Annotated in this window: 21 protein-coding genes and 3 pseudogenes; 10 read left to right on the top strand and 14 right to left on the bottom strand. The window is 43.8% G+C overall.

The annotated features are described in order from the left end of the window. On the top strand, positions 1 to 146 hold a 146-nt coding region (locus KUG37_RS13295; protein ID WP_216940465.1), incomplete at its 5' end, for a 4Fe-4S dicluster domain-containing protein. A gap of 313 nt (positions 147 to 459) precedes the next feature. Here KUG37_RS13295 and KUG37_RS13290 read toward each other — a convergent pair. From KUG37_RS13290 to betI, 5 genes are all read right to left on the bottom strand, one after another. Next, positions 460 to 2,667: an OsmC domain/YcaO domain-containing protein gene (locus KUG37_RS13290; RefSeq protein ID WP_216937024.1), complete on the bottom strand. Its 2,208-nt coding sequence runs from the start codon at positions 2,665 to 2,667 to the stop codon at positions 460 to 462. A 344-nt stretch (positions 2,668 to 3,011) separates the two neighbouring features. Beyond that, on the bottom strand, positions 3,012 to 3,782 hold the full coding sequence (locus KUG37_RS13285) for a hypothetical protein (protein WP_216937025.1): 771 nt from the start codon (positions 3,780 to 3,782) through the stop codon (positions 3,012 to 3,014). A gap of 128 nt (positions 3,783 to 3,910) precedes the next feature. Beyond that, positions 3,911 to 5,566 (bottom strand): choline dehydrogenase, encoded by a 1,656-nt coding sequence (betA, locus tag KUG37_RS13280; protein ID WP_216940552.1) that lies wholly within the window; start codon positions 5,564 to 5,566, stop codon positions 3,911 to 3,913. 15 nt (positions 5,567 to 5,581) lie between these two features. Next, positions 5,582 to 7,057, bottom strand: a complete 1,476-nt coding sequence (gene betB, locus KUG37_RS13275) for a betaine-aldehyde dehydrogenase (protein ID WP_216937027.1) — start codon at positions 7,055 to 7,057, stop codon at positions 5,582 to 5,584. Then, positions 7,054 to 7,659 carry a transcriptional regulator BetI gene (betI, locus tag KUG37_RS13270; RefSeq protein WP_216937028.1) on the bottom strand — a complete coding sequence of 202 codons (606 nt, stop codon included), beginning with the start codon at positions 7,657 to 7,659 and terminating at the stop codon, positions 7,054 to 7,056. Before betI ends, betB begins: the two co-directional genes overlap by 4 nt. A 255-nt stretch (positions 7,660 to 7,914) precedes the next feature. Here betI and KUG37_RS13265 point away from each other — a divergent pair. Both KUG37_RS13265 and KUG37_RS13260 read left to right on the top strand, forming a co-directional pair. Further along, positions 7,915 to 9,966 (top strand): annotated as a pseudogene (locus KUG37_RS13265) (choline transporter). 27 nt (positions 9,967 to 9,993) lie between these two features. Beyond that, a complete protein-coding gene (locus tag KUG37_RS13260; protein WP_254202708.1) occupies positions 9,994 to 10,605 on the top strand; it encodes a MarC family protein in 612 nt (203 codons plus the stop codon). A 71-nt stretch (positions 10,606 to 10,676) separates the two neighbouring features. On the opposite strand, the gene KUG37_RS13255 is transcribed toward KUG37_RS13260, so the two are convergent. Further along, positions 10,677 to 12,842 (bottom strand): TonB-dependent receptor, encoded by a 2,166-nt coding sequence (locus KUG37_RS13255; RefSeq protein ID WP_216937030.1) that lies wholly within the window; start codon positions 12,840 to 12,842, stop codon positions 10,677 to 10,679. A 498-nt stretch (positions 12,843 to 13,340) separates the two neighbouring features. Continuing rightward, the gene (locus tag KUG37_RS13250) at positions 13,341 to 14,258 is read right to left on the bottom strand and encodes a LysR family transcriptional regulator (protein WP_216937031.1); all 918 of its coding nucleotides are present in this window, start codon (positions 14,256 to 14,258) and stop codon (positions 13,341 to 13,343) included. Positions 14,259 to 14,561: 303 nt separating this feature from the next. On the opposite strand from KUG37_RS13250, the gene KUG37_RS13245 reads away from it, so the two are divergent. Further along, positions 14,562 to 14,735: a hypothetical protein gene (locus tag KUG37_RS13245; RefSeq protein ID WP_216940555.1), complete on the top strand. Its 174-nt coding sequence runs from the start codon at positions 14,562 to 14,564 to the stop codon at positions 14,733 to 14,735. 163 nt (positions 14,736 to 14,898) lie between these two features. Here the strand turns inward: KUG37_RS13245 and KUG37_RS13240 are convergent, their stop codons facing one another. Then, positions 14,899 to 15,096, bottom strand: coding sequence for a hypothetical protein (locus tag KUG37_RS13240; RefSeq protein WP_216937033.1), 198 nt, complete (start codon positions 15,094 to 15,096; stop codon positions 14,899 to 14,901). 251 nt (positions 15,097 to 15,347) lie between these two features. Further along, positions 15,348 to 16,608: pseudogene (locus KUG37_RS13235) on the bottom strand (protein kinase); the annotation flags it as partial. Here KUG37_RS13235 and KUG37_RS13230 point away from each other — a divergent pair. The 6 genes and pseudogenes from KUG37_RS13230 to KUG37_RS13205 all read left to right on the top strand — a co-directional run. Continuing rightward, a pseudogene (locus KUG37_RS13230) lies at positions 16,605 to 17,007 on the top strand (nitrate transporter); the annotation flags it as partial. The pseudogenes KUG37_RS13235 and KUG37_RS13230 overlap by 4 nt on opposite strands. 169 nt (positions 17,008 to 17,176) lie before the next feature. Then, the gene (locus KUG37_RS13225; protein WP_216937034.1) at positions 17,177 to 18,121 is read left to right on the top strand and encodes an ABC transporter permease; all 945 of its coding nucleotides are present in this window, start codon (positions 17,177 to 17,179) and stop codon (positions 18,119 to 18,121) included. Continuing rightward, complete coding sequence (locus KUG37_RS13220) at positions 18,121 to 19,002, top strand: ABC transporter ATP-binding protein (RefSeq protein ID WP_216937035.1); 882 nt, start codon at positions 18,121 to 18,123, stop codon at positions 19,000 to 19,002. Before KUG37_RS13225 ends, KUG37_RS13220 begins: the two co-directional genes overlap by 1 nt. A 77-nt stretch (positions 19,003 to 19,079) precedes the next feature. Next, positions 19,080 to 20,087, top strand: a complete 1,008-nt coding sequence (locus KUG37_RS13215; protein WP_216940551.1) for an isopenicillin N synthase family oxygenase — start codon at positions 19,080 to 19,082, stop codon at positions 20,085 to 20,087. Then, positions 20,084 to 20,965 carry a hypothetical protein gene (locus KUG37_RS13210; protein ID WP_216937037.1) on the top strand — a complete coding sequence of 294 codons (882 nt, stop codon included), beginning with the start codon at positions 20,084 to 20,086 and terminating at the stop codon, positions 20,963 to 20,965. The genes KUG37_RS13215 and KUG37_RS13210 overlap by 4 nt, the downstream gene beginning before the upstream one ends. Before the next feature lie 8 nt (positions 20,966 to 20,973). Then, positions 20,974 to 21,303, top strand: coding sequence for a multidrug efflux SMR transporter (locus tag KUG37_RS13205; protein ID WP_216937038.1), 330 nt, complete (start codon positions 20,974 to 20,976; stop codon positions 21,301 to 21,303). A 91-nt stretch (positions 21,304 to 21,394) separates the two neighbouring features. On the opposite strand, the gene KUG37_RS13200 is transcribed toward KUG37_RS13205, so the two are convergent. From KUG37_RS13200 to KUG37_RS13185, 5 genes are all read right to left on the bottom strand, one after another. Then, positions 21,395 to 22,417: an ABC transporter substrate-binding protein gene (locus KUG37_RS13200; protein ID WP_216940550.1), complete on the bottom strand. Its 1,023-nt coding sequence runs from the start codon at positions 22,415 to 22,417 to the stop codon at positions 21,395 to 21,397. Then, complete coding sequence (gene atzF, locus KUG37_RS13195; RefSeq protein ID WP_216937040.1) at positions 22,414 to 24,222, bottom strand: allophanate hydrolase; 1,809 nt, start codon at positions 24,220 to 24,222, stop codon at positions 22,414 to 22,416. The genes KUG37_RS13200 and atzF overlap by 4 nt, the downstream gene beginning before the upstream one ends. 11 nt (positions 24,223 to 24,233) lie before the next feature. After that, the gene (locus KUG37_RS13190; RefSeq protein ID WP_004280384.1) at positions 24,234 to 24,677 is read right to left on the bottom strand and encodes a CopG family ribbon-helix-helix protein; all 444 of its coding nucleotides are present in this window, start codon (positions 24,675 to 24,677) and stop codon (positions 24,234 to 24,236) included. After that, on the bottom strand, positions 24,670 to 24,801 hold the full coding sequence (locus KUG37_RS14860) for a hypothetical protein (protein WP_302052329.1): 132 nt from the start codon (positions 24,799 to 24,801) through the stop codon (positions 24,670 to 24,672). The genes KUG37_RS13190 and KUG37_RS14860 overlap by 8 nt, the downstream gene beginning before the upstream one ends. A 490-nt stretch (positions 24,802 to 25,291) precedes the next feature. After that, positions 25,292 to 25,507 carry an antitoxin gene (locus tag KUG37_RS13185; protein ID WP_254202709.1) on the bottom strand — a complete coding sequence of 72 codons (216 nt, stop codon included), beginning with the start codon at positions 25,505 to 25,507 and terminating at the stop codon, positions 25,292 to 25,294. Between the last annotated feature and the right edge of the window lie 291 nt (positions 25,508 to 25,798).

The following is a 25,798-nucleotide window of genomic DNA, read 5'->3' as shown; positions in this document are numbered from 1 at the left end:
TGGAAAATAATGACGGTTCCAAGCGTTTCCAGATCAATGCAGCCAACTGTGTACACTGCAAGACCTGTGACATCAAGGATCCGTCCCAGAACATCACCTGGGTAACACCGGAAGGTGGCGGTGGTCCGAATTACCCTAACATGTAATGCTAGGGGTAATCTTGCAAATGAGGAATATATTCCGCAAGTTCTCATACCCGAATATGTAAGGTAATTCTTGTGAATGAGAGAAATAAATTTATTTTTCTCATTCACATACCCAATTTTGAAGCAGTTAGTACTAACACTTCACTTTAATTTTTTAGGTAATCCCAGTTCCATAGGGAGCTGGGATTAATAAAGTTAGAATAGGAATAATAGAAAAGATTGTATAGCGTGTCGGATATAAAGATGGCTTAACCAAAATCAGGTAAGCCATCTTCAAGATTTAAAACAAATGACAAAAAATTTTAGTCATTCATCAAGATTTTTGATTTGCTACAAATCTGGCACGCGCCGCATGCAGTTTCTTGTAACTGTCAATCAGGCGTAAATGACGATCCAGCCCTTCAAGCTGCATATTGGTTTCGGTCAAACCATAGAAACGAACTGTCCCTTCTACTGAACCTAAAACGGCATCCATACGTGCATTACCAAACATACGGCGGAAGTTATGTTCATAATCTTCCAGTTCCATGTCATCATCCAGAATAACTTCCAGAACTACATTCATGCACTGGTAGAATAGGCCACGTTCAACGGTATTGGTATTGAACTGCAGGAACTGCTCAACCAGATCTTTGGCTTCTTCAAATTGCTGCAAAGCTACATAGATCAGGAGTTTCAGCTCAAGAATAGTGAGTTGGCCCCATTCAGTATTTTCATCGAACTCGATACCGATCAAGGTTTTGATTTCAGTGTAATCATCCAGCTCACATTCTTCCAGACGTTCAACCAAAGCTTCCAGTTGTTCATCATCCAGGCGGTGCAGATTCAGGATATCTTCACGATATAACAAGGCCTTGTTGGTATTATCCCAAACCAGATCTTCCACCAGATAGACTTCAGAATAACCCGGCACCAGAATACGGCAAGCCGTTGCACCCAGATGTTGATAGACTGCCATATAAACTTCATGGCCCATGTCTTCCAGAATCGTGAATAACGCTTGAGCTTCATCTGCATTGGAGTTTTGACCGTTATTGGTAAAATCCCACTCGACAAATTCATGATCTGCTTTGGCACTAAAGAAACGCCAGGACACCACACCACTTGAATCGATAAAGTGCTCAACAAAGTTGTTTGGTTCAGTCACGGCATTGCTGCTAAAGGTTGGTTTTGGCAGATCATTCAGACCTTCAAAACTACGGCCCTGTAAAAGCTCGGTCAGACTGCGTTCCAAAGCGATTTCAAAGTTTGGATGCGCGCCAAATGAAGCAAATACACCGCCAGTACGTGGATTCATTAAGGTCACACACATCACTGGGAACTGTCCACCCAAAGAGGCATCTTTAACCAGTACCGGAAAGCCTTGCTCTTCCAGACCTTGAATGCCTTCAACAATTTTTGGATATTTTGCCAAGACATGCTCAGGCACATCCGGAAGTGCCAATTCACCTTCCAGAATTTCACGTTTAACCGCACGCTCGAAAATTTCAGACAGACATTGTACTTGCGCTTCAGCCAGTGTATTGCCTGCGCTCATACCATTACTTAAGTAAAGGTTCTCAATCAGATTTGATGGGAAATAAACCGTTTTACCATCTGATTGACGCACAAATGGCAGTGAACAGATGCCACGGGCAGTATTTCCCGAGTTGGTATCATAAAGATGAGTACCTAAGAGTTCATCTTCAGGATCATAAATTTCACGGGTATGTTCATCTAAAATTTCTGCAGGTAGTTCGCCATTCGGACCTGGCTGGAACCATTTTTCATCCGGATAATGCACAAATTCGGCATTGGCAATATCCTCACCCCAGAACTGGTCGTTATAGAAGAAGTTGCAGTTCAGACGTTCAATAAATTCGCCCAGTGCCGACGCCAACGCACTTTCTTTAGTCGAGCCTTTACCATTGGTAAAACACATTGGCGACTGTGCATCCCGGATATGTAGCGACCATACATTCGGGACGATATTACGCCAAGACGCAATTTCAATCTTCATGCCGAGGCCCGCCAGAATTGCAGACATATTGGCAATAGTTTCTTCCAAGGGCAGGTCTTTACCCGGAATGAAAGTCGTATGTTCAGAAGCCAGACTTGGCATTAATAAGGCCTGAGCATCTGTATCAATGCTTTCCACTTCTTCAATGACAAATTCAGGACCAGTTTGAATCACTTTTTTTACGGTACAACGGTCAATCGAACGTAAAATCCCCTGGCGGTCTTTTTCAGAAATATCAGCCGGCAGTTCCACCTGAATTTTAAAAATCTGTTTATAGCGGTTTTCAGGATCAACAATATTGTTTTGCGACAGGCGGATATTATCGGTTGGAATGTCACGTGCTGCGCAATAGACTTTGACAAAATAAGCCGCACAAAGTGCCGACGACGCCAGAAAATAATCGAATGGGCCGGGTGCTGAACCATCGCCTTTATAGCGGATCGGCTGATCGGCTATCACCGTGAAGTCATCGAACTTGGCTTCCTGGCGAAGATTATCGAGATAATTGACCTTAATTTCCATGTGGATACCTAAATATTCTTATGTGCCGTCACGGACAGATAAGATGCTAAATCTGAATATACAAGCCGGATCACGGAGGAGAACTTGAATGAAAAATAGAAAATGGTCAGGGTTATGCCATTCGCATAAGTGTTTGGATAACGCAACCGAGAATGGGCGCTATTATAGAATTATTTTATGAAATTGATAATGTTTGTCTGAGTTTCTGGCAGATTAAACCCGTTCTTCATTCTTTCTTGCCCTGCCCGTGTATGAATCAATTACAAGTCATGGCTTATACTGTATATCAATAAACAGCAGACAAGGCTGATTTTTATCTACCTTGTCTGCATGTTTACATGAGTTTAAAAATCATAGCTCAGTGCAAATACGGCCAGATCACGCTGCTTGTCATCGTAACGGTCATAACCCCCAAAGATATATTCACCTGACAGGCTCAACTGGGGTAAAAGTGCATAACTGAGTCCAGCAGAAGCATAACGAAAGGTAAACTGTTTTTCCGTATCACCCAGTTCACCACCTTCGTATTTGCCTTCATCGTTAAAATAGCTTCCCGCTGCTGTAACACTGGCATTGAGGCGATCATTTAACTGGTGGCTGAGGTTAAGCGTATAAAAGGTATCGCCCTGATTGGCATAGACCACATCATAAAGATAGGTCGATATGCTCGCAGCAATACTGGTTTTTTCATCAAGTGTACGGCTGACATTTAAACCCAGCTCATTACCGGTGGTGTTTTTTCCGCCCGGATAATAATAGGTCGCATTCCATAAATCCCAATCATAATTTTCACTGCTATGGGTATAGCCCACCAGAAAATCATGTTCGAATTTTTCTGAACGATGTCCCTTGCGCCCCTGCACTTCTGCATAAGAATATCCAAGCGTAGAACCCCAGTATCCGACATAAAAATTGCCATAGGCCAGATTCAGTGCTGCCTGCAGGGCAATATCATCATCTTCAGGTGCATTGGTTAAACCGCGGGATACATATTTGGAAACCACACTCAGGTTTCCGCTTGCTTCTATTTTTTTTACTTCCGCATCATCGGCATAACAGTAAAGACTTGAAACAGCAGCACAGCCAAACAGCACTGTTTTATTTAACATTTTCATAAAATATAAATTGTATTAAGCAAAGCGAAGATAAAACCGAAACCAGTCAAGGTTTTATCAGGCTCTGGGACAAAAATTGAAATTGGCTTTACTCCTGCTTTGCCAGACAACAGGAATAAAGTCATGATTTAAGCGTGGGCCGCCTTGTAGAAAGGTGCCGATGAAGGTACAAGAGCAGGTTTGCCACGAATATGATCGGCAAGTTTTTCAGCGATCATAATCGTGGTTGCATTGAGGTTGCCGGTAATGATCAAAGGCATAATCGAGGCATCAATTACACGTAGACCCTGCATTTCATGCACGCGTCCGTAGCCATCTACAACCGCCATGTCATCTTCACCGATTTTACAGCTACAGGACGGATGATACGCGGTTTCTGCATGATGACGAACAAATTCGTCAATTTCTACATCTGTTTGCAGATTTTTTCCCGGACTGATTTCTTCGCCGCGATAGGGATCCAGCGCCGGCTGATGCATAATTTCCAGGGTAATCCGGATGGCAGCACGGAATTCACGCCAGTCCTGCTCGGTGCTCATATAGTTGAACAGAATACTTGGATGCTCGAATGGATCCTTGGATTTCAGGCGGACACGACCACGCGACGGCGAACGCATGGAGCCGACATGAGCCTGGAAACCATGCTCGTGAATGGCATGGGTGCCATTATAATTAATGGCAATCGGCAGGAAATGGTACTGGATATTTGGCCATTCAAATTCATCTGAAGAGCGGATAAATCCACCTGCTTCAAACTGGTTGCTGGCACCAATCCCTTTTCCCAGAAATAGCCACTCCGCACCAATCATGGGCTGGTTATACCATTTCAATGCCGGATATAAGCTGACCGGTTTTTTGCACTTATACTGTAAGTACATTTCCAGATGGTCTTGCAGGTTCTCACCCACGCCCGGCAAATCCTGAACCACAGAAATATCCAGACTTTTTAATAATGCTGCCGGCCCCACTCCGGAACGTTGCAAAATTTGCGGAGATGCAATCGCACCGGCACAAAGCAGCACTTCCCGATCGGCAAATACCTGAACGGGCTGTAAGGTATTTTGCTCCTCGAAATACTCCACCCCAATTGCCTGCTTCTGGCTAAACAGGATCCGATTGGTCATGGCATGGGTAATAATGGTTAGGTTGTCGCGGCTTTTGGCCATGTCCAGATAACCGCGTGCAGTACTGGATCTGCGACCCTGCAGCGTAACAGTACGATCCATCGGACCGAAACCTTCCTGCTGATAACCGTTCAGATCATCGGTACGTGGGTAACCAGCCTGTACACCGGCTTCGATCATGGCATGAAACAGTTCGTTATTGCCCTGTTTAGGGGTTGCTACCGATACCGGACCAGCATCACCATGATAGTCATTGCCACCAATATCCCGGCTTTCGGATTTTTTATAATATGGCAGACATTCGGCATAGTTCCAGTGTTCCAGCCCCTTAAGGCTGGCCCATTGCTCCAGATCCATGGCATTGCCACGAATGTAGCACATGCCGTTAATCAGCGATGAGCCACCCAGACCTTTACCGCGCCCACATTCCATACGACGGTTATTCATATAAGGTTCAGGATCGGTCAGATAGGCCCAGTTATAACGACGTCCCTGTAAAGGATATGCCAGGGCAGCCGGCATCTGGGTTCTGAAATCCAGCCGGTGATCCGGACCACCTGCTTCCAGCAAAAGCACTTTAATGTCAGGATCTTCAGTCAGCCGTGCTGCCAGCACGTTCCCGGCCGAACCTGCCCCGATAATAATATAATCATAATTCATAAATCTGAGGCCTTCTTATGCGCTAAACACGGACTGGAAAGGACTCAATTCCACCTGAACCGATTTGGTCTGGGTATAGTGTTGCAAGGTAACAATACCGTTTTCACGACCTACACCCGAATGTTTATAGCCACCAACTGGCATTTCTGCTGGCGATTCGCCCCAGGTATTAATCCAGCAAATACCCGCTTCAATCTGATGAATCAGTGAGTGTGCTCGAGATAAATTGGGAGTAACGACACCAGCCGCCAGACCATATTCTGTAGCATTGGCACGGCGAATAGCCTCTTCTTCTGAGTCATAGCTGAGAATACTCATGACCGGCCCGAAAATTTCTTCACGTACAATGGTCATGTCATCTCGGCAATCGGTGAAAACCGTTGGCAAGACATAGGCTCCTTGGACCAGTTTCCCTTCAGTCGCACGACCTCCTCCACAGAGTAAACGTGCACCTTCTTTTTTGCCCTGTTCAATATAGCCCAACACTTTTTCCATATGCGGGAAACTGGAAACCGGACCAAAGTTGGTCTCTGAGTCTAGCGGATCACCCATGCGGATATAAGGAATACGCTGCAGGATTTTTTCTTCAAATTCAGTTTTTAAGGCCAAGGGCACAAATACGCGGGTGCCATTGGTGCAGACCTGACCGGAACTATAAAAGTTCGCCATCATGGCAATATCAGCTGCCAAATCCAGATCCGCATCTTCACAGATAATCAGGGGTGATTTCCCACCCAGTTCCATGGTGACTTCTTTCAGGCTTGAGTCTGCGGCTTGAGCCATGACTTTCTTACCCGTCGCAACACCACCAGTAAATGACACTTTGGCAATACCCGGATGCGAAGTCAGATAGCCACCAATTTCACCGCTGCCTGTAACCACATTAAATACACCATGCGGTACACCCGCTTCAGTATAAATTTCTGCCAGTTTTAATGCAGTTAAAGGTGTTATTTCGCTGGCTTTAAAAATCATGGCATTACCTGCTGCCAGTGCAGGGGCAGATTTCCATAAGGCAATCTGAATCGGATAGTTCCATGCACCAATCCCGGCCACAATCCCCAAAGGTTCGCGGCGGGTATAAACAAATGAGCTGCTTCGAAGCGGAATCTGCTGTCCTTCAAGTGCTGGCAAAATACCGGCGTAGTATTCGAGAACATCTGCACCTGTAGCAATGTCTACGGTTGAGGTTTCGCTAAAAGCCTTACCACTGTCCAGGCTTTCAATCCGTGCCAGCTCATCATTGCGTTCTCTTAAAATCGCAACTGCCTTGTTTAAAATACGCGAACGCTGAATAGCGGTCATTTCAACCCAGACTTTTTGGCCTTGCTGTGCAGATTTTACCGCACGGTCAATATCGTCTTTGCTACAGATCTGGACTTCTGCCAGAACTTCACCAGTTGCAGGATTAATTGTTTCAAATGTGCTGTTGGATGTAGCATCAACAAATTGTCCGTGGATATAAGGATGTTGCAGATTAAAATGTGTCAATGGGATTTCCTCGCAGATGAGTAATTCTTGAGTTGCTGCCGGATATAGTCACTACAAAGTTCTATCGGCATTTCCGGGTCAAGCTCTTCATTGACCAGCGCGCCCCTTAACCAGAAGCCATCAATAAGTGCTGCCAGACCTTGAGCGGCTTTTTCTGCCTGTTCCTTTGGCAGCACTTTCATGAATTCATACTTGATATTGGAATGTAAGCGGTAATGATTGACCTGCTGTAAACGGTGTAAATCGGGTTGATGCAGACTGCTGGCCCAAAATGCCAGCCAGACTTTCATGGCCGCCTTATTGGTTTGGGGCGCAGCAAAATTTCCATGAACAATGGCAATTAAACGCTGTTCTGGTGTGTCATCCAGTTGGGTCTTCATCTCTGCCACAGTTTTGCCTAACTGCTGCAACAAATAACGCATGGTTGCTTCAATTAACCCGTTTTTACCACCAAAATAATGACTGATGATGCCGGTTGATACTCCGGCACGCTGGGCAATCTGACTAATTGAGGTTTCAGCAAAGCCCAATTCATTTACAGCCGCTAAGGTGGCGTCGATAAGTTGCTGACGACGAATCGGTTGCATACCCACTTTTGGCATAGGACTAACCTGCATAACAGATATAACAATAGAAAACCATTCTGCTCAATAAATAGTGGAATGGTGTAACAATTTATAAACTTTTTTTTAATTGAACGTTCAATTAATAAAAATTATAGTGCCAGCTCACCCTTGATGTACAGCGCAGTTTGTTTTGGATTTGCAAAAGTTTGTAATTCACATGAACAAGGCAGCTTTATGGCAGGCTCCTGCTTTCAAGTCACACTGCACTGTAGATCATCCGGCAATAAAACGATGGTCATGGATTTATGCAAAAGAAAAACGAAGAGGTGCAAGATAGTCTGAATAAGGTGGTCTTTTATTTGTCGGCAACGATTATTCTGCTGTTTTCTATCATCACCATTTTATTTAATGAACAGGCCAATCAGGTCATTGTCAATATTTTGAACTGGGTCAGTGGTACCTTTAGCTGGTATTACTTGTTGGCCGCAACGCTCTATCTGGTCTTTATCATTTTTATCGCCTGCTCCCGTTATGGCGAGATTAAATTGGGTCCCAAACACTCCAAACCCGAATTCAGTCTGCTGAGCTGGTCTGCGATGCTGTTCTCTGCCGGGATCGGGATTGACCTGATGTTTTTCTCAGTTGCAGAGCCTCTTTCCCATTATATGAATCCGCCTGTGGGTGAAGGCGAAACTTTTGAGGCTGCACGCCAGTCCATGGTCTGGACCCTGTTTCACTATGGTTTAACTGGCTGGAGCATGTATGCGCTAATTGGGGTCGCGCTCGGTTATTTCAGTTATCGCTACAATTTGCCGCTGACTATCCGTTCCGCACTCTATCCCATCTTTGGTAAAAAAATTAATGGTCCGATTGGACATACGGTGGATACTGCTGCGGTACTCGGTACGATCTTTGGTATTGCCACCACCTGCGGGATTGGCGTGGTCCAGCTGAATTATGGGCTACATGTGCTTTTTGATTTGCCGGAAAATATTTGGGTACAGGCTGCTTTAATTGTGGTAGCTGTGATTATTACCATTTTTTCTGTGGCTGCCGGAGTGAATAAAGGTATTCGCATTCTTTCAGAGATCAACATTTATGTCTCAATCGGCTTGCTGCTGTTCATTTTGTTCGTCGGCAATACCGAATTTTTATTGGGTGCCTTAATCCAGAACTTTGGCGACTACATCAGTCAGTTCCCCCAACTGTCTTTGACCAGTTTTCCTTTTTGAACAGCCTAAAGAATGGATGAATAGCTGGACCCTGTTCTTCTGGGCCTGGTGGATTGCCTGGTCGCCGTTTGTGGGCTTATTTCTCGCGCGTATTTCCCGTGGCCGTACTATTCGTGAATTTGTCACTGGGACTTTGGTTATTCCATTGTTATTCACCCTGACCTGGTTATCTATTTTTGGTAACAGCGCCTTATATAGCGTGATTTTTGATGGTAATACTCAACTGGCAGCCACAGTTCTCGATAATCCGGCACACGGTTTTTATGACCTGTTGGCACAATATCCAGGCTTTATGTTTACCGCAGGAGTGGCCACGATTACCGGTTTATTGTTCTATGTAACCTCGGCAGATTCTGGAGCCCTGGTACTGGGGAATTTCACCACCAAATTTACCAATATCGAGCATGACTCTCCGCGCTGGCTTAGTATTTTCTGGGCTGTTGCCATTGGTTTGCTGACCTTGGCGATGCTGATGGCCAACGGCGTGACTGCGTTACAGAACACCACTATTATTATGGGCTTGCCCTTTAGTTTTGTGATCTTCTTTGTCATGGCTGGTTTATATAAATCGTTACGACTTGAAGACTTCCGTCAGGCTAGTACCAGTCTGAATGCTGCGCCGGTAGTGGGTAATGTCGACATCTTTAACTGGAAGAAACGTCTAAGCCGGGTCATGTTGCACCCTAGCTTGAGCCAAACCCGCAGCATGCTAGATGAAGTCTGTAAACCGGCCATTGAGGCTGTGGCCAGCGAGCTGATCAGCAAAGGTGTACAAGTCGTCGTACAGGAAAAACCGGTCGATCATGAGCCTGAACTGTATCATCTGGATCTGGTGATCCAGCTGGATGAAGAAGAAAACTTTGTCTATGCAATTTGGCCGGTACGTTATGACACGCCAAACTTCAGTGCCCGTGGTAAACGTACCAAACGTTATTACTACCGTCTGGAAAGTTATCTTTTTGAAGGCTCTCAGGGCAATGATCTGGTGGGATATAGCAAAGAACAGGTGATTAATGACATTCTGGATAAATATGAACGCCATATGATGTATCTGCATATTAACCGGATCAGTCCGGGGAAACGCCCACTGTTCCCAGACCGAGAAAATTAATATCGCCCAAGGTCTTAGAAGGAATTGATGATGTCAGAAAGCTTACATGCCTTTGCCCTGTTTTTCTCCCTGCTCAATCCATTTTTGATGAGTATTTACATGCTCGGAATTATCCGTAATTCCGAGGCCAAAGTATTTAATATGGCATTGATCCAGGGCAGCCTGATCAGCTTTATCGTCTTTATTATTTTTGCCAAGACCGGTGAGGCATTCTTTCAGGAAGTGCTACATGTCCGTTTTGAATCCTTCCAGATTTTTGGCGGTATTATCTTTCTGGTCATTGGCTATCGGTATGTGTTTGAAGGTGCCGATACTATTGGCGTGATGCGTGGCGCACCCAGTCATCTGGCAGGCACCATTGCCATGCCGTTTATGATTGGCCCGGGTACTATTTCGGCATCCGTGATTACTGGGATTCAACTTAGTTTATGGCAAACCATTCTGGTAATTTTCTCAACCCTGTTTCTGACCTGCAGTCTGCTGATCCTGATGAAATATCTGCATGACCATTTACAGCACAAATACTCTAATTACATAGATTTATATGTCGATATTGTCGGGCGTGTTGCTGCGCTGCTGATCGGTACCATTGCGATTGATATGATTGTCACGGGCGTTACTGGAATTATTCAGAGTTAATAATTGAATGAATCATGTATAAAAAATAGCGGGCTAATCCCCGCTCTTTTTTACCCTTAAAAATCTACAGTTTAAAACTTGAAAGAAACGCCTGCATAAGTAGAGAAACCTTCTCCTGGAGAAGATCGTGCTAGATCTGCACCCTGATCGTTATAACCTGGAATAACCAGTGCAGCATATTTTTCATCGGTGATATTTTTGAAATTAATCCAGGTTTTCCAGGACTGATTTTCAGGTACATAGCCGAGATCAATGCCCCAGATCTGATAGCCGTCACTGAATCGGCTATTGGCATAATCATGCGCCATTTTGGAGGCATATTCGGTATTCAGGCCAATATAAAGACCATTATTCAATGCATAACTGAGCTGTGCCTGATACAGGTGTTTAGGTATTCCGGGTAACTGGTTTTTTCCAAATAAAGGGTCATTTTTGTAGTGAAAATCGCTGAGGGTATAAGCCTGTTGCAAGCGTAACTCGCCATGTTTAAATTCGCCCAGAGGTGTGTCCAAACTGAGTTCGACGCCTTGGTGAATGGTTGGGCTGGCATTCGCTTCAACAGCAATTGGCTCAGAAGGTCGATTCGATCCATCCCCATAAGTTTTAACCAGTTCCGAAGTTAACAGTTCATTTTTAACTTTAGAGTAATAATAGCTCAGAGCCCAATCCCCAAAACCCGCTTGTCCACGCCCACCCAATTCCAGTATATTTGCAGTCTGGGTTTTTAGATGAATCGGAGCACGTACCCGACCTGAGGCAACCCCTTCGTCAAAATAATACGGTGATGACCAAGCCATTGCCCAAGGATGTGCCGGCTCAATACTACGGCTTAAGTTGGCAAACCATTGCAAAGATTCATTTGGCTGATAAGTGATTCCCAGACGTGGGGCAAAATCCCACTCATACTGATTGACTTTAGGACTGGCAACCGGATAAGTCACTTCACTTTCACGATGTGCATAAACTGCTGCAATTCCTAGATCTAAAGAAAGTTGATCATTTAGTGCTGTTTTCTGGTCAAATTTCAGTACATTGTCTGAACCACGATAGGTATAACGGCGTGTGACTGTATCTGCCGGATATAAAGTTCCATCAATCGTAGTGGCGCGTCGGATAGTTTCAGTAACTCCACTGTTTGGGCGATGAGTGATACTCCGCAAGGCAATACGTCCCTGATGTTCCAGACCCAAGAGCTGATAAGGCTTTTCATACTGAATACGTGCGCTAATATCATCATAATCGACATTGGTACGATAACTACTCTCACGTAAATCCAGCGGATAATGATGATATGCCAGACTACCAGTCAGTTTTGCATCATCCTGCAAATTCCAGGTGGTGGCATTAGCGAGCCAGGTACTGCCCGGCTGAATACGCTTGGCATCCACGGCCAAGTTAAAACTATTGGCTGTTTCAGGATTATTTTTTAACTGTTCCTGAGTTAGACGTCCTGGTGTCAGATGCTTGCTCTCACGGTAACGGGCATAAAATCGGGTGTCGATATCCGGACTAATCTGGTAGCCGAGATTAAAAGCCAAACCCTTGCCATCGCCTTCGGCATGATCCTGAATTCCGTCAAACTGGTTAGCTGTCACCACCAGATAATAATCCAGCTGATCCAGCTTGCGGCCGGTACTCAACTGATATTTCTGATAGCCATGACTGCCTGCTTCATACTTCAGTTCAGAACCATTCTGCTGAGCGCCAGTCTTGCTTTTATAGTTGATAGCCCCGCCCAGAGCCAGTGCACCCTGTTGAAAACCGTTTGCACCACGGTATACGCCAACATGATCAATCCACCATGGTTCTAATAATTCATATGCTGTCCCACCCGGCCCGGTAAATGGAATGTCATCAATCAGAACAAAGGTCCCAGAGGCATGGGCTCCCGAAGTCCGGTTTATACCAGAACCGCGGATGGAAATTTTGGCCCCTTCATTACCGGGGGATTGAGCATAAATGCCGGGTTGTAGACGAAACACATCGGCGTTGTTCGCAACATGTTGATGCTCAAGCTGCTGAGCTGAAATAAAACTGGTTCCACCTGAAGTACTGGCAAGCTCGGCCTGATATTGCTGCTGCGGATTGGCATTTTGTTCAGCACTGATCACTATGGTATTCAATTTTTGAACATTGCCTGATTCTGCGACAGTTTCAGCATACAGATGTCCCGAGACCACCGACAGGATCATGAGGCTAAGCGGGCTTTTCTTGAGAGGAATTTTTGTCATGTGCATGGCGAGTTTATACAATCCTGTATACGTGATTCCGTTTTATACAAGGAAATCAGTTTAAAAATTATGCGGTAGCATAGATCAACATTGTTATTTTAAGGAGTTATTTTCTGCCAAAAAACTGACTGATCAGCGTATGTTTTTTTATTTTTTTAATCTTTTTATTAAAATTAAACTTGCAGGATCTCAACCATATACTCACAAGTTCCAATAACTTAAATATTAAGTGATTGATATTAAATGATATGATATTTAATTCTGCACATATGTATTTACAATTGGCAAAACATAATATGCATAAAAATTTATTCTGGACTAAACCAGTTCTTGAATTTCGAAAATTGGCTGAAGTTCACTATTTAATGAATCAAAATACGCAAGATTAGCCTCTTTATCTTATAGAAAGTTGAAATCCTGTAGAAACAAGCAGGCATATTAAAAAATCCTGACAATGCAGGATTTTTTAATATGCCTGGCTTAAATATTTTAATGATTCGAAGATTAGCTGTAATAGACCTGTCTTTTCTTGGAAAACCGTTCAAGCTGTTTCAAGAAGCCCTCAAAATAATCTTTCTGTTTTTCTTCTGTACGGTAACCGGCGTATAAAGTACGACGTAAGCCTTCAGGTGCCACACAGTCTAAACGGCGTGATGTCACCCAGCCTTTCTGTTCATATTCATTTACTACCCAGTCTGGCAATGCCCCAATCCCTCGACCGCTGGCCACCAGTTGAATCAGCATTTGAGTCAAATCAGTGGTGCGAATGGCTTTGGGTAATATATTAGCGGGAATAAACAAGCGCGACATGATGTCTAAACGGTGTTTATCCACCGGATAGGTCACCAGCGTTTCTTCAGCAAGTTCCTGAACAGTAATGTCTTTCACACGAACCAGTGGATGCGTATTGGATAAAACCAGACGTGATTCATATTCAAAAATCGGAAAATATTCAATGCCTTTTAACGCAATCGGATCAGCCGTAATCAGCAGGTCAAACTCTCCAGTTTGTAATAATTCATGCGGATTGGATTCAAAACCTGAATCAAAATCAAGATCTACATCCGGATATTGCATCCGGTATTGATTGAGTAGCGGCATTAGCCAGTCAAAACAGCTATGACACTCAGAGGAGAAAACAATTTTTCCGGTCTGACCATGTACAATGCGGCTAATATCACCCTGTGCAATTTGAACTTGCGGTAATATTTCATCCGCCAGCTTTAATAATCTTTGTCCCACATTCGAAAAGCTTACGGGACGACTACGCCGATTCACCACTTCAACACCGAACCATTGGTCTAATTCACGCAGCTGATGCGACACAGCAGAGGGGGTTAGACACAAATCACTGGCTGCTGCAACTAAGGAACCATGCTCCCGAAGAGCAGTTAAAGTTTTTAAATGGCGAAGTTCTATCATGGAAAATACCGGAAAATTCAAAAGACTGATAACACTTAATCTATCGGTAGCATAACCCATTTCTTTTTTATTTATTTAGTTTTGTTCACTTTTAAGTATATTTGATGAACTATATTCACTTAAGGTTTTTTGGATTTTTTTATTTTAGATTTCTTGACTGAATTAAATGTTAATCAACTCCCCCATAAAATATCGCTAAAACTTACAACAGCAACAAGATAGAAAACCAACTCAAGTATAAAAGTCACAGAATCATTTGGCTGCATTTATACAATAAAAAGAAGAAAGCGTTTTAGAGGATAAATGACCATGGTAAATCCAGTCGATCATACCAATGATGAACTTACTGAAGAACAACTTGATCCTCAAGAAAAACAGGATCAAGAGATTCAGCGAGGTCAATTGGGCATTCCGGATCCACAGCGTCAGCGGGATCAACTGCGTCAGGAACAACAGGACGAGGAACAGAATCAATAATTTTTTCTGAGCCGAAAAAACACAAAAACTCCCCCTATTGCTTGAAATATGCGGGAGTTTTGCTGATTAGCATTAAAAAAATATGACATGTGTCTTCCAATCAAAACAACTGATCCATCAGATCTGGCCTGATCATCAAGCATTTTTCATTGATACTGTTTTACTATTTCGACTCTGAATTGGCTTTTGCTTGTAGTGCCTGAGTTTGTGTTTCTGCCGATTTCTTCTTGGCCTGAATTTGCGCTACTTTTTCCTGATTCTTTTCAGCAAAACGTAAGCCACCATCTCCAGCGAGACTGGTCTGGCTCATAATAATGCTGCTACCCAATATTAAAATCAGCTTAAAAAATTGAATTTTCATATCTTATTTACCTTTTTATTCTAATGGTATTAAAAATAAGCAATTATTATTCCAATGTTTTTATGCTTATTTGATTTTTCAAATATGTTTTCTATCTTATAGAAATAATCCAGCAGGATAAATAGTCAGTCATCGCAAAAATATAAAAATCTTTAAAAAATAAGCAGATATTTTGACTGCAGCACAGCTTAAATCACACCCGATTTTTTACCTGAATAAACAAAGCGTTCAATTGCATATTTAAATGCTTTTCATGGGCTAAAATGCAGCGCAAACACCAAAAGCAATAAGATAAACAGAATTACTGTGCAATATTTCCAGAAAGTTACAGGATGCCGTTCGAGCAGAGGAGGTGGAACAGATTTTTTAGATTTGAGATCTGGATGTTTAAGATCATATATAAATGCTGGAAGTGCCTCATAACGATGCTCCGGGCGAATGGATAGCGCTTTTTTTAAAATAGTATCCAGACCATACGGCAAATCTGGCCGATACTCATAGAGTGGATGATAGAGAACCTGCTTTAAGGTCTTTTCAGTCTTGCAGCGTGCGAGGTCTGTTCCATAAGGTAGTTGTCGGGTCAATAAATAATAACTCATCACCGCCAGTGAAAACTGATCTGACTTTACTGAAGGCGAGCGGCCAATAAAATATTCAGGTGCCATAAAGGCTAAGGTTCCTAAAGGAACATCTGCATGTTTAGGATTCAGTTCCACCAAGCCCCTGACCGCAGTTGAACCATAGTCAATCAGTTTAACTTTTAAGGTATCAACAAGGTTCGAGCAGCATCACATTTTCTGGTCGTACATCTTGGTGCAGCATTTCAAGTCGATGCATGACATTCAGTGCTTTTGACACTTGTTCAATGATAGGAATCAGTTGCTGGAGAGTTAAGGCAGTTTTTTGACGATGCAGCCATCGGCTTAGGCTTTCCCCTTGCAGGTATTCATAACTTTGAAATAAAAACTTCTTGCTGCCCTTATGTGGATAGCATTGCATCAGGTTTTCATGTTTCAAACGTTTTGATACCCAGTCTTCCAACTGAAATTGTTCTATGGCTTTCAGATCATCCTGTACATCAACGGACAACGTTTTGATGACCAGCTGAGTGTGTGTGGCTTCATCATGCGCCAAATAAAGGCTGCTACGATGATTTTGGTGCGGAATTTTATCAATCCGGTAACCTTTGAACAGATCGGCATGACTCAGCTGCTGCGGAAACAGAACATCGGGTTTGATCTGAAAGGATTTCTCCTCAGGCAGTTGCTCTACTTTAATGATTTGAATGGTGAGATTATCATCACTGCCCCGCTTCAATGCCAGTTCGACCATGGCTTTGACAATGCTATCCAGGTTTTGTTTCTGTTGCAGCAGATCCGAAATCTGCTGCATGTCGATAAACTCATAGACACCATCTGTCATCAAGACAAAAATGTCATCTTCACATCACTCGAGCTGCTGATAATCGACTTCAATCCGATGATCTACACCTAAAGCGCGACTTAAATAATGTCATTCCCAAGATTGCCGATAAGATTCTAGCCATGCCTCAGGAATGGACAGAATTGCATCCATGCACCTTGAAAGCTTTGGTAAATGCTATCCAGAAAGCCCAAGCGGATTTAAAGCAGCGTACTGACCTGTCCCAAGTCTGGGACATGCTGGTCGATTACCAGATTATCCAGTTTGAATGCTCCGCACAACGCCATGTGTATGACTATCATAAAATTTAAAACATCATCCGTAGTTTTGTGGGTGAAAGTGCTAAACCGCAGCTTTCCGATTTTATCGGGTTACTCGAACAAATTGAAAAATGGGATGGGGGGCGAAATCTCTGAAGCAGAGAAAAAACAGATTGCAGCACAATGCATCTATAGTCTTGAATGTCAAAACGAAGCGATACTCAGCTAAAGCCTCGTATCTCTTGCAATAAAAAAGATCTGATACATTCAGGTCTTTTTTATTTCTACCCCAATAAATGCTTTTTTAAGTTTAAACCATACTTTATGTCTGATCTGGCATCCATTTTGCTTAATCAGTATTACGTTTTATAAAATTTGTAATATTGAGGGGCAACACTATGAGTTACGTTGCACGTGAACTCAGTCCAAGAAATAAGCTGCTACTTGGCTTGGGATCTTTTTTAATACCAATTCTGATCTGGTGCGCGGTGAGCTATTTGCCATTCATCTGGCATCCACAGGTCGAGATTACCAACCCGGGTAGTGTTAGCTATTTACAGGTCAATAGCCGAATTGATAAAGAAGTGTTTTTTGCCGCTGCCCAGTCGGCAGTGGATCAGGGACTGGCGCCTCCCCAAGGCATTCTGGTCAATCCCATCTATTTGCCAGCCCCGCATGAAGTGGCGATTGCATTGGTGACTGCGTTTACGACCCCTCCTGCTCAGCCAAATGCGCCCTGGTTTTATGAAAGCCTGTGGCACAGTATCAAGCTGGTGTTTACTGCATTCTTTATTTCTTGTCTGATCGGCATTCCACTGGGGATTTTATGTGGCTTTTCCAATAAAATTTCCCAGCTGACTGAGCCATTTGTAGAATTTTTCCGTTACTTGCCCGCTCCGGCTTTTGGTGCACTTGCAGTTGCGATATTAGGGATCAATGATGCACCTAAAATAGCCATTATTGTGATTGGAACCCTGTTCCAGATGATTCTGCTGATTGCCAACACTACTCGTCTGGTTGATCGCAGCCTGATTGAAGCCGGTTTCACCTTAGGTACCAATAAAATCAAAAGCCTGTTTTATGTGGTGATTCCAGCGGCCATGCCTGAAATTTACCGCAATCTGCGTGTCCTGCTTGGCTGGGCATGGACTTACCTGATCGTGGCTGAACTGATCGGCAGTACGTCCGGAATTACCTGGTTCATTACCCAGCAAGCCCGCTATCAGAACTTTCCCAATGTCTTTGCCGCTATCCTGATTATCGGTGTAATCGGCCTGCTGTGTGATGTGATTTTAATGAAACTGGGACAACGCTTATTTAAATGGAAACCGGGAGCTAACTGATGCAAAACACTGAATTTAATACCCGCGAATACTTTGACAAGATTTATAGCCGTCCGGTGATTCTGGAAGCGAAGCAACTGACACAAAAATTCAGTCATGGCAAAACCGAACGTACGGTTCTAAATGCACTAAATTTGAAAATTCATAAGCGTGAATTCATCTGTGTAATTGGACCTTCTGGTTGCGGCAAGTCAACCTTTAGCCGTGTAGTAGCCGGACTGGATCCTTATACCAGTGGTGAGATTCTGGTCGATGGCCAGCCCATTACCGGCCCAAGTCCTGAGCGTGGCATGGTGTTTCAGGGCTATACCCTGTTTCCATGGAAAACTGTTAAAGAAAATGTCATGTTTGGCCCACGTATGAAAGGTCAAAGCAGTGCAGCGGCTGAAGCGCAGGCGCGTGAATGGATCAATATTATTGGTCTGGAAAAATATGAAAACCAGTATCCGCATGAACTGTCAGGCGGGATGAAGCAGCGTGTCGCGATTGCCCGCGCATTGGTAAATGAACCGAAAATTCTGCTGATGGATGAACCTTTTGGGGCTCTCGATCCACATACACGACAAAAAATGCAGCGTCACCTGATGGATCTTTGGCAAAACATCGATATCACCATCATTTTTGTCACCCACGATATGGATGAAGCAATTTTACTGGCTGACCGTATTGTGGCGCTCAAAGCTAATCCGGGTGAAATCAAGGAAATTATTGAAGTAGACCTCCCTCGTCCACGCCTTCCTGACGTCATGTTAACCCCGGAATTTAAACAGCTACGCCAGCATGTTAATCAGTTGGTGCATGCTGAAGAAGATGAGCTTGATCCGGCACTGGCAGAACTTCCGGTCATTCCGCGCATGACCAAAGTCAGCAGCACAAAATAACCCTTATTAAAAAGCCCTTGGGACGACCCAAAGGTTTTAATCGCAGTGTTGGACGACCAACAATTAAGGTGATTACCATGCATGAGCAATATGTATTACCACTTGTTGATATTTCAAAACTCCAAAGCCCTCATTTGCCTGACCGCCTTGAAGTTGTGACTGCACTGGATCAGGCTTGTAAAGAGGTTGGTTTTCTTTATCTCAAAGGTGACCAGTTTAATTTTGACTACGTCAAAGCCCTGATTGAAGTGACCCGGTCTTATTTTGACCAGGATCTGGACACCAAGATGCAGCATTATATAGGCAAATCCAAAAATCATAGTGGCTATGTACCGATTGGTGAAGAACAGTTTGCAGGCAACAGTTATGACTTAAAAGAAGCCTATGATGTGAATTATGACTATCAGGGACCTGAAACAGACTGTCCTTTGCTAGGACCAACGTTATGGCCAGAAGATCCAAATTTTCAGGCAGCCGTCAGCCAGTATTATGGCCACTTGCGTGGGATCAGCCAGCAAATTTTTGCTGCCTTTGCACTGGCACTAGGCGTCAAGGAGGACTTCTTCGCAGATAAAATTACCAATGCACCAAGCCAGTTGCGTTTAATCCACTATCCCTATAATCCGGAAATACAGGATGCCGAAGGCATAGGCGCACATACCGATTATGAATGCTTCACCCTACTACTACCGACTGCACCCGGTTTACAGGTATTGAATAAAGCCGGTGAATGGGTCGATATTCCACTGATTGAAAATACTCTGGTGATGAATATTGGCGACATGATGGAAATTCTGTCCAATGGTAAATACCTTGCGACCAGGCATCGGGTGAAAAAGGTCTCGGAAGAACGTTATTCATTTCCATTATTTTGTGCTTGTAATTATGACACCGTGATCGAACCGGTCATTCCAACTGAAGATCGCAAATATTCTGCCCTGATGGGCGGAGAACACCTGTTTAACCAGACCGCACAGACTTTTCATTATTTAAAACAGCGCGTTGCTAGCGGAGAACTGATACTTAAAAATGCTGTACCACTTTCCTCTTTTGGCCTTGAGGAACAGGCGGAGACAGCATCATGAATCTGTTTGAAGTGATTAAGACTTTAAAACCCACCACCCCTCAACCAGAGATTATTCCTAATTTTTTATATGGCGCTTTTCGACGTAAAAGTATCAGCTTTTTTAATGGTCTGACCGATGAAAATACCATTGTGTACTGGTTCCAGTCGCGCAGCTTTACTATTGACCTGCGTCTAAAGCACCAGACACAGACAGCTGTCCCTGAACGCCAAGGCTGGATTGGTAACACATTTTGGGACGATGCCAGCCAGCTTTTATCCTGGGAAGTGAAAGACTATGCCAATTACCAGAATCATGTGCAGTGGCCGGAACCAGCCAAGTTACATGCGATTGGCAACTGCATTCTGGAATTTTCTCCAAGTAATGTCTATGTCGAAGACTGGCGCCAGCAGGTACAACGCGGTTTATTTTTAGGGCTGCGTCTTCAGTCTGCGTTTGATGTCCAATCCGGTCAGAATCTGGAAATGGATGGTGGTCTGATTATTTGTGCTGATCATATTGCCTATGCCCTGACACGTTTACCAGAAGTACAAAATACAGTTGAAACAATGGACTTAAAAGCCGTTGATCCAACTGTTTTTGCCTTGTTAGAAAGTTTTGAGGTTTCTATCGGGACTGATAGTCAAAGCAAAACTTATAGCACTCGTAGCGGTGAAACAGGCAAAGCCTTTAATCTGGAAAATTTTGAAGTTCTCAATGAAACCAGTCTGATTCAGCATGTGAGTTTAGATGGTCGCGACATTGACCTGATTTTTGAGCTGGATATGTACCAACCGGATTATGCGTTTCAGCACAAAACACCCACGCCTACTGAGGCTCAAAAATGGCTGAAGTCAGAACAGGATCACCTGATGCATCATGCAGAACGGGTGTTATAAGGAGGAATATGTCTTTTTTATATCTTTCAATTGCCATTATTGCAGAGGTCATTGCGACTTCTGCACTCAAAGCCTCCAATGGTTTTAGCGTGCTCTGGCCTTCGCTTGCCACAATACTTGGTTATTCAGTTGCCCTGTTTTTCCTGTCATTAACCATGAAAACCATCCCGATGGGCATTGCTTATGCAATCTGGTCAGGTGCCGGTATTATCCTGATTTCAACGGTTGGCCTGCTGGTATTTAAACAGCAACTGGATCTTCCCGCACTGATTGGTCTGGCATTCATGATTCTTGGCATTATTTTTATCAATGTATTTTCTAAAAGTACACAGCTTTAATTTTTTAATATTCATCTGACCAATAAAAAATCCCCCAGACTGGGGGATTTTTTATTGGTTTAAATTATCTTCTAGAATGAGAATACATGCACTATTTAAGTTCTTGTACTAGTGTTGGAACAATAACGCCATCCACATTCATTTCAGTCGTATAAATCCCGTTACTCACATTGAATTTATTGACATGGTAGCTGGAGCCATAGATCGAGTCGAAACCATCACCTTTGGTAAAGACTTTCTTGTTTGCGGCCAGATCCAGTAAATGCGTGCCATCAATAAACTGCATGTAGGTTTTCGCATCTACACCGACACGTTTAGACATGATCTGTGCAGCATCTTCACGTGTAGCCGGGTCATTGATGTATTTAACTGTTTTATCCCAGACCTGAATCACCTTTTTCCATTGCTCTTTATTGGCTTCCAGATGGGCTGGATTGACGGTCAAGGTATCGTAGATCAGACCAGGTTTATTTTTAGAGGTGAAAATAATTTTTGAACCGGCCACCGCGGATAAAGCCTGATTCGCCACTGGCTGCCATACCGCAATCGCATCAATATCGGAAGTTGCAAATACCTGTGGCAATTCATTGGTCATGGTGTTGACCAGTTTGACCTCATTCAGGCCAACTTTGGCATCATCCAGTGCAGTAGACAGTAGCAAGTGATCGACCAGGCCTTTTTCAGTGGCAATGGTTTTACCGCGCAGATCCTGAATCGAATTAATTCCATTCTTGGCAATAATTACATCATTTCCGGCTGAATAGTCGGTTGCCATGATCATCACACCTTTGGTCCCCCCTGAGCCAGTCACCAGATTGTCACCATTGGTTACCATCACTGCATCCAGCTGATTCGCCGCAAATGCAGAGAGTGAAGCAGAATAATCAAACCATTTAAAATCAGCATTGACTCCGGCGTCTTCCAGCCAGCCTTTTTCAATCGCTACCTGCCAGGCCACAAATCCGGGCCAGTCACTATAACCAATACGGATGGGCTGGGTAGTCACACTCCCTACTGCCTTGGCATTTGGCTCAGGTACTTTGGCAGTATTATCACAACCACTTAAAAGGATTGCAGACAGTACGGAGACTGACATCAGTGCTTTTTTGATCATTTTGCGACTTCCCCTATGCATTCGCATTTAAATTTAGTATTTGAAAGTTGTCTGGATTTCATAAACTCGCGCCAGCCACCGAAATGACTGATATCTGTAGCCTCTTCAAGCGCATAACCTTCACAGATAAAACTTTTAACCCAGGTGCCATCAATGAGCTGGGCATTGCCAATGCCCAATGGTGCCGGTACTTCTGCAACAATGTCTCCGAACAGTGCACGCGGAATATCCCAGACCTCTACTTCAATCGAGGAACCTGTCGCGTTGTATTGCAAACCGGGTTTTGGCGGTGTGGTATTTTTTAAGGCATAGAGTTTGTAATGCGAAGCAGTCCGGGTCTGCTTGATCAGGGTACCACCGCGTGTGGTAAGCTGAAAGTTCAGCGGCATACCGGTTAGATGTGCCCCAACGACAGCCAGTTTGACACTATGACTGGATGAAATTTCCGTGGTTTTTTCATAGGCCCGTTCAGAGGTTCCGAGCTTTAACTGGCTCGTCTGCTGCCATTTTTGCCCGAACTTGGCCAGTGCTTCATCCATCCAGGCTGGCGCAATAAAGGTCACACCAGTTGGCAGACCATCGGCACGAATGCGATTTGGCAGCGCCAAAGCCGACAGATCGGCAAAGTTCACAAAATTGGTATAAGCGCCCATGTGGCTATTTTTTACCAGAGGGTCAGCTTCTACGTCTGCAATGCTATAAATGGTGGGTGCGGTGGGCACCATCAAGGCATCATAATCTGCCAGCGTATCTTGAATGATACGGCTAAGTCGGGCGCGTTCATATTCATCCTGCATGGCATCGACAGCACTAAACTGGTCTGCCTGCGCAATAATTTGACTAATCACCGCATGGGTCTGCTCACGTTTCACCATTTTTTCAACTGCGCTGGTACGTTCAGCCACCCACGAGCGGTTATACAGCGCCGTTGCCAGTTGTTGAAATGGGGCAAAATCAATCGTCTCTACCGTATAGCCCAAGTCTTGTACCCGGGAGATTGCCAGTTGAAATGCTTTTTCAGTTTCAGCATCGTCATAAAATTCCAGCGTATCGGGAATGGCAATTTTTCCTTTTGAAAATTGGCTCGGTACATTCTGAGGATGTACTCGGGAATAATCATCGCTGGCATCATAGCCCTGCATGACTTGCGCCATCTGCCAGGCATCATCCACTGTTAAGGCGAAAATCGAAATCACATCGATGCTACGACAAGCCGGAATCAGGCCTGAGGTTGAGAACCAGCCTTTGGTCGGTTTAAGTCCGACAATATTATTATGACCCGCCGGAACACGGCCAGAACCTGCGGTATCTGTGCCTAGTGAAAATGGCACTAATCCATTTGCCACTACTACACTGGAACCGGAACTCGAACCGCCACTGATATATTCAGGATTAAAGCTGTTTTTCACTGCGCCGTATGGAGAACGCACGCCAACCAGCCCCGTTGCAAACTGGTCCAGATTGGTTTTACCGACGACAATCGCACCGGCAGCTTTTAATTTGGCTACTGCTGTTGCATCGGAAGTCGCCAGATAAGCTGCCTCTTTACATGCTGCTGTGGTATAGAACCCTGCAACATCAATATTGTCCTTGACTGCAAATGGCACCCCATAAAGTGGCAAGCTTGCAATATCTGCACCAGTCAATGCATCAATTTGTGCCTGTAATTGTGCTGCCGTCGCAATTGATATCCAGGCATGATCGTCATTATTCAACCCGGCAACATACTCAATCAGGTCACTAAGCTGGATATTGTTATTCTGGTAGGCGTGTTGCCAGTCCTGTACAGTCCATAAGTTGTGCACAGCTGTTCTCCTTAAGTGTGTTCGGTATTTTGTGGAATAGGTGGCATGACGGCATCCATCAGTTCGAGGTGCCCTTTAATTACGCCTTTCAGTGCAATAAATTGTTCGCTAATTTCTTTCAGATCACTGCTCGCGCCCTGCATCAGCATGACTTGCAGAATTTTTTCATCATCCAGCTGGATATGAAGCGAATTGATGACTTGTGCCAGATACTGCTGTTGCAGATCGACCAACTGACTGCGCAGCGGTTTCAGGCTAACGTCATAGAGCAAGGTAAGTGTGCCGACCATGACTTCATCGCGAATCACCAGATCATCAATCAGGTGACGGTTAATCATGTCGACAATGGCCTGCGAGCGGCTTTCATAGTGCTGCTCGACAATTTTTTGATCCATCGCATGCAGCGTGGTTTCTGGCACGGTAATACTGATCCGTGCCAATTTTTGTTTAGGCACGATGTTGATCCTTGGGTTGATATTGTGAAGATTGTTTAATGTGAAAGCCTGCGCGTACGCTAAGAAGCTCAACCAGAAAGTGAAGCCATGGATGCATTTTTTTATTTGAGTTCGGATTGTTCATGTGCATCTCCTGTGGATATTACAAAACCAAAATTTCGTATTACTTAGGAAAATGCAGAAAGCGTGCCAGTTTGTGCTTATTGGGACGTGATAAATGAAATTGGATAAAAAAGCGAAAAAAAGCCCCATAACAGTGAGATGGGGCTTGTTCTAAAGCAAAAGTAAGTTTTGTATTTCACCAGTTTATTCCATTTTGATTGCTCATGTCCTTGCTATTATTTTTATACATGAATGGTTAGCTGCTGTTTGTAATTGAGTGATCAAGTGTATTGCTCTCCTCTATTTATAGTTGTATATGAATAAAAGCATAAAGCGTGCCACAATATAAAATAGAGTGAAATTTTAGCAGAATGCTTGGGAAATTAATTACATACGCAAATTGAGGCAAAACAAGAATGATTTATTTTTTAAGTATGCCTAAAAAATAGACCATTTTGCACCATTGGGGTTCGGTGTGTGCATCAAAGTGTGGCTGAACGTATCAAACCTTATTAAGCAGGGTTTTTGTGAACTTGAGCGTGTAGGTCATCTAGGCTTAGCTTTACAGTGCTTTCAGCTTGCACTTCTTCAGCAAGCTTAAGCAGTTCTTTGTCTTCAATCAGATCCATCAGGCGTTCATACATATCCGCAGGTACACAATAGAATGCTGGGTTATTACGGTTCAGGATAGCGACTGCTTCACCAAAGCCGTTATTGACCACTTCCATTGGGTTCTTTTTGAGGTCTGACACGCTTGCGACAAAGCGTAAATGGATAATATTATTTATCTTGGCGATGTCCTAGATATGTAAACAATAGTCAAATGATACCAATTTAGAGATCTTTTAAAAGATCTGTTAAATAGTGTTTAAAACCAATGAATCCGTATATTGTTTTAATTAACCCGAATCGCGGATAAGAAATTGACTTGAAAAATAAGAGGACTAGAGCCATCAGTTGAGTTACCACACCAAACTCACAACTCTAGTCCTGATGTTCAATAGTACCGAATTATTCTG

The organism is Acinetobacter sp. BY419 (assembly GCF_019038395.1).
Lineage (GTDB): Bacteria > Pseudomonadota > Gammaproteobacteria > Pseudomonadales > Moraxellaceae > Acinetobacter.
Note: the sequence above shows the minus strand (reverse complement) of the source record. Positions and strands in the feature narration are given on the sequence as shown.

Excerpts from the sequence above, each read along its gene's own strand:
- KUG37_RS13290 (WP_216937024.1), bottom strand. The coding sequence starts at position 2,667 with ATGGAAATTAAGGTCAATTATCTCGATAATCTTCGCCAGGAAGCCAAG.
- KUG37_RS13285 (WP_216937025.1), bottom strand. The coding sequence starts at position 3,782 with ATGAAAATGTTAAATAAAACAGTGCTGTTTGGCTGTGCTGCTGTTTCA.
- betA (WP_216940552.1), bottom strand. The coding sequence starts at position 5,566 with ATGAATTATGATTATATTATTATCGGGGCAGGTTCGGCCGGGAACGTG.
- betI (WP_216937028.1), bottom strand. The coding sequence starts at position 7,659 with ATGCCAAAAGTGGGTATGCAACCGATTCGTCGTCAGCAACTTATCGAC.
- KUG37_RS13260 (WP_254202708.1), top strand. The coding sequence starts at position 9,994 with ATGATGTCAGAAAGCTTACATGCCTTTGCCCTGTTTTTCTCCCTGCTC.
- KUG37_RS13255 (WP_216937030.1), bottom strand. The coding sequence starts at position 12,842 with ATGCACATGACAAAAATTCCTCTCAAGAAAAGCCCGCTTAGCCTCATG.
- KUG37_RS13250 (WP_216937031.1), bottom strand. The coding sequence starts at position 14,258 with ATGATAGAACTTCGCCATTTAAAAACTTTAACTGCTCTTCGGGAGCAT.
- KUG37_RS13245 (WP_216940555.1), top strand. The coding sequence starts at position 14,562 with ATGACCATGGTAAATCCAGTCGATCATACCAATGATGAACTTACTGAA.
- KUG37_RS13240 (WP_216937033.1), bottom strand. The coding sequence starts at position 15,096 with ATGAAAATTCAATTTTTTAAGCTGATTTTAATATTGGGTAGCAGCATT.
- KUG37_RS13225 (WP_216937034.1), top strand. The coding sequence starts at position 17,177 with ATGAGTTACGTTGCACGTGAACTCAGTCCAAGAAATAAGCTGCTACTT.
- KUG37_RS13220 (WP_216937035.1), top strand. The coding sequence starts at position 18,121 with ATGCAAAACACTGAATTTAATACCCGCGAATACTTTGACAAGATTTAT.
- KUG37_RS13215 (WP_216940551.1), top strand. The coding sequence starts at position 19,080 with ATGCATGAGCAATATGTATTACCACTTGTTGATATTTCAAAACTCCAA.
- KUG37_RS13210 (WP_216937037.1), top strand. The coding sequence starts at position 20,084 with ATGAATCTGTTTGAAGTGATTAAGACTTTAAAACCCACCACCCCTCAA.
- KUG37_RS13205 (WP_216937038.1), top strand. The coding sequence starts at position 20,974 with ATGTCTTTTTTATATCTTTCAATTGCCATTATTGCAGAGGTCATTGCG.
- KUG37_RS13200 (WP_216940550.1), bottom strand. The coding sequence starts at position 22,417 with ATGATCAAAAAAGCACTGATGTCAGTCTCCGTACTGTCTGCAATCCTT.
- KUG37_RS14860 (WP_302052329.1), bottom strand. The coding sequence starts at position 24,801 with ATGAACAATCCGAACTCAAATAAAAAAATGCATCCATGGCTTCACTTT.
- KUG37_RS13185 (WP_254202709.1), bottom strand. The coding sequence starts at position 25,507 with ATGGAAGTGGTCAATAACGGCTTTGGTGAAGCAGTCGCTATCCTGAAC.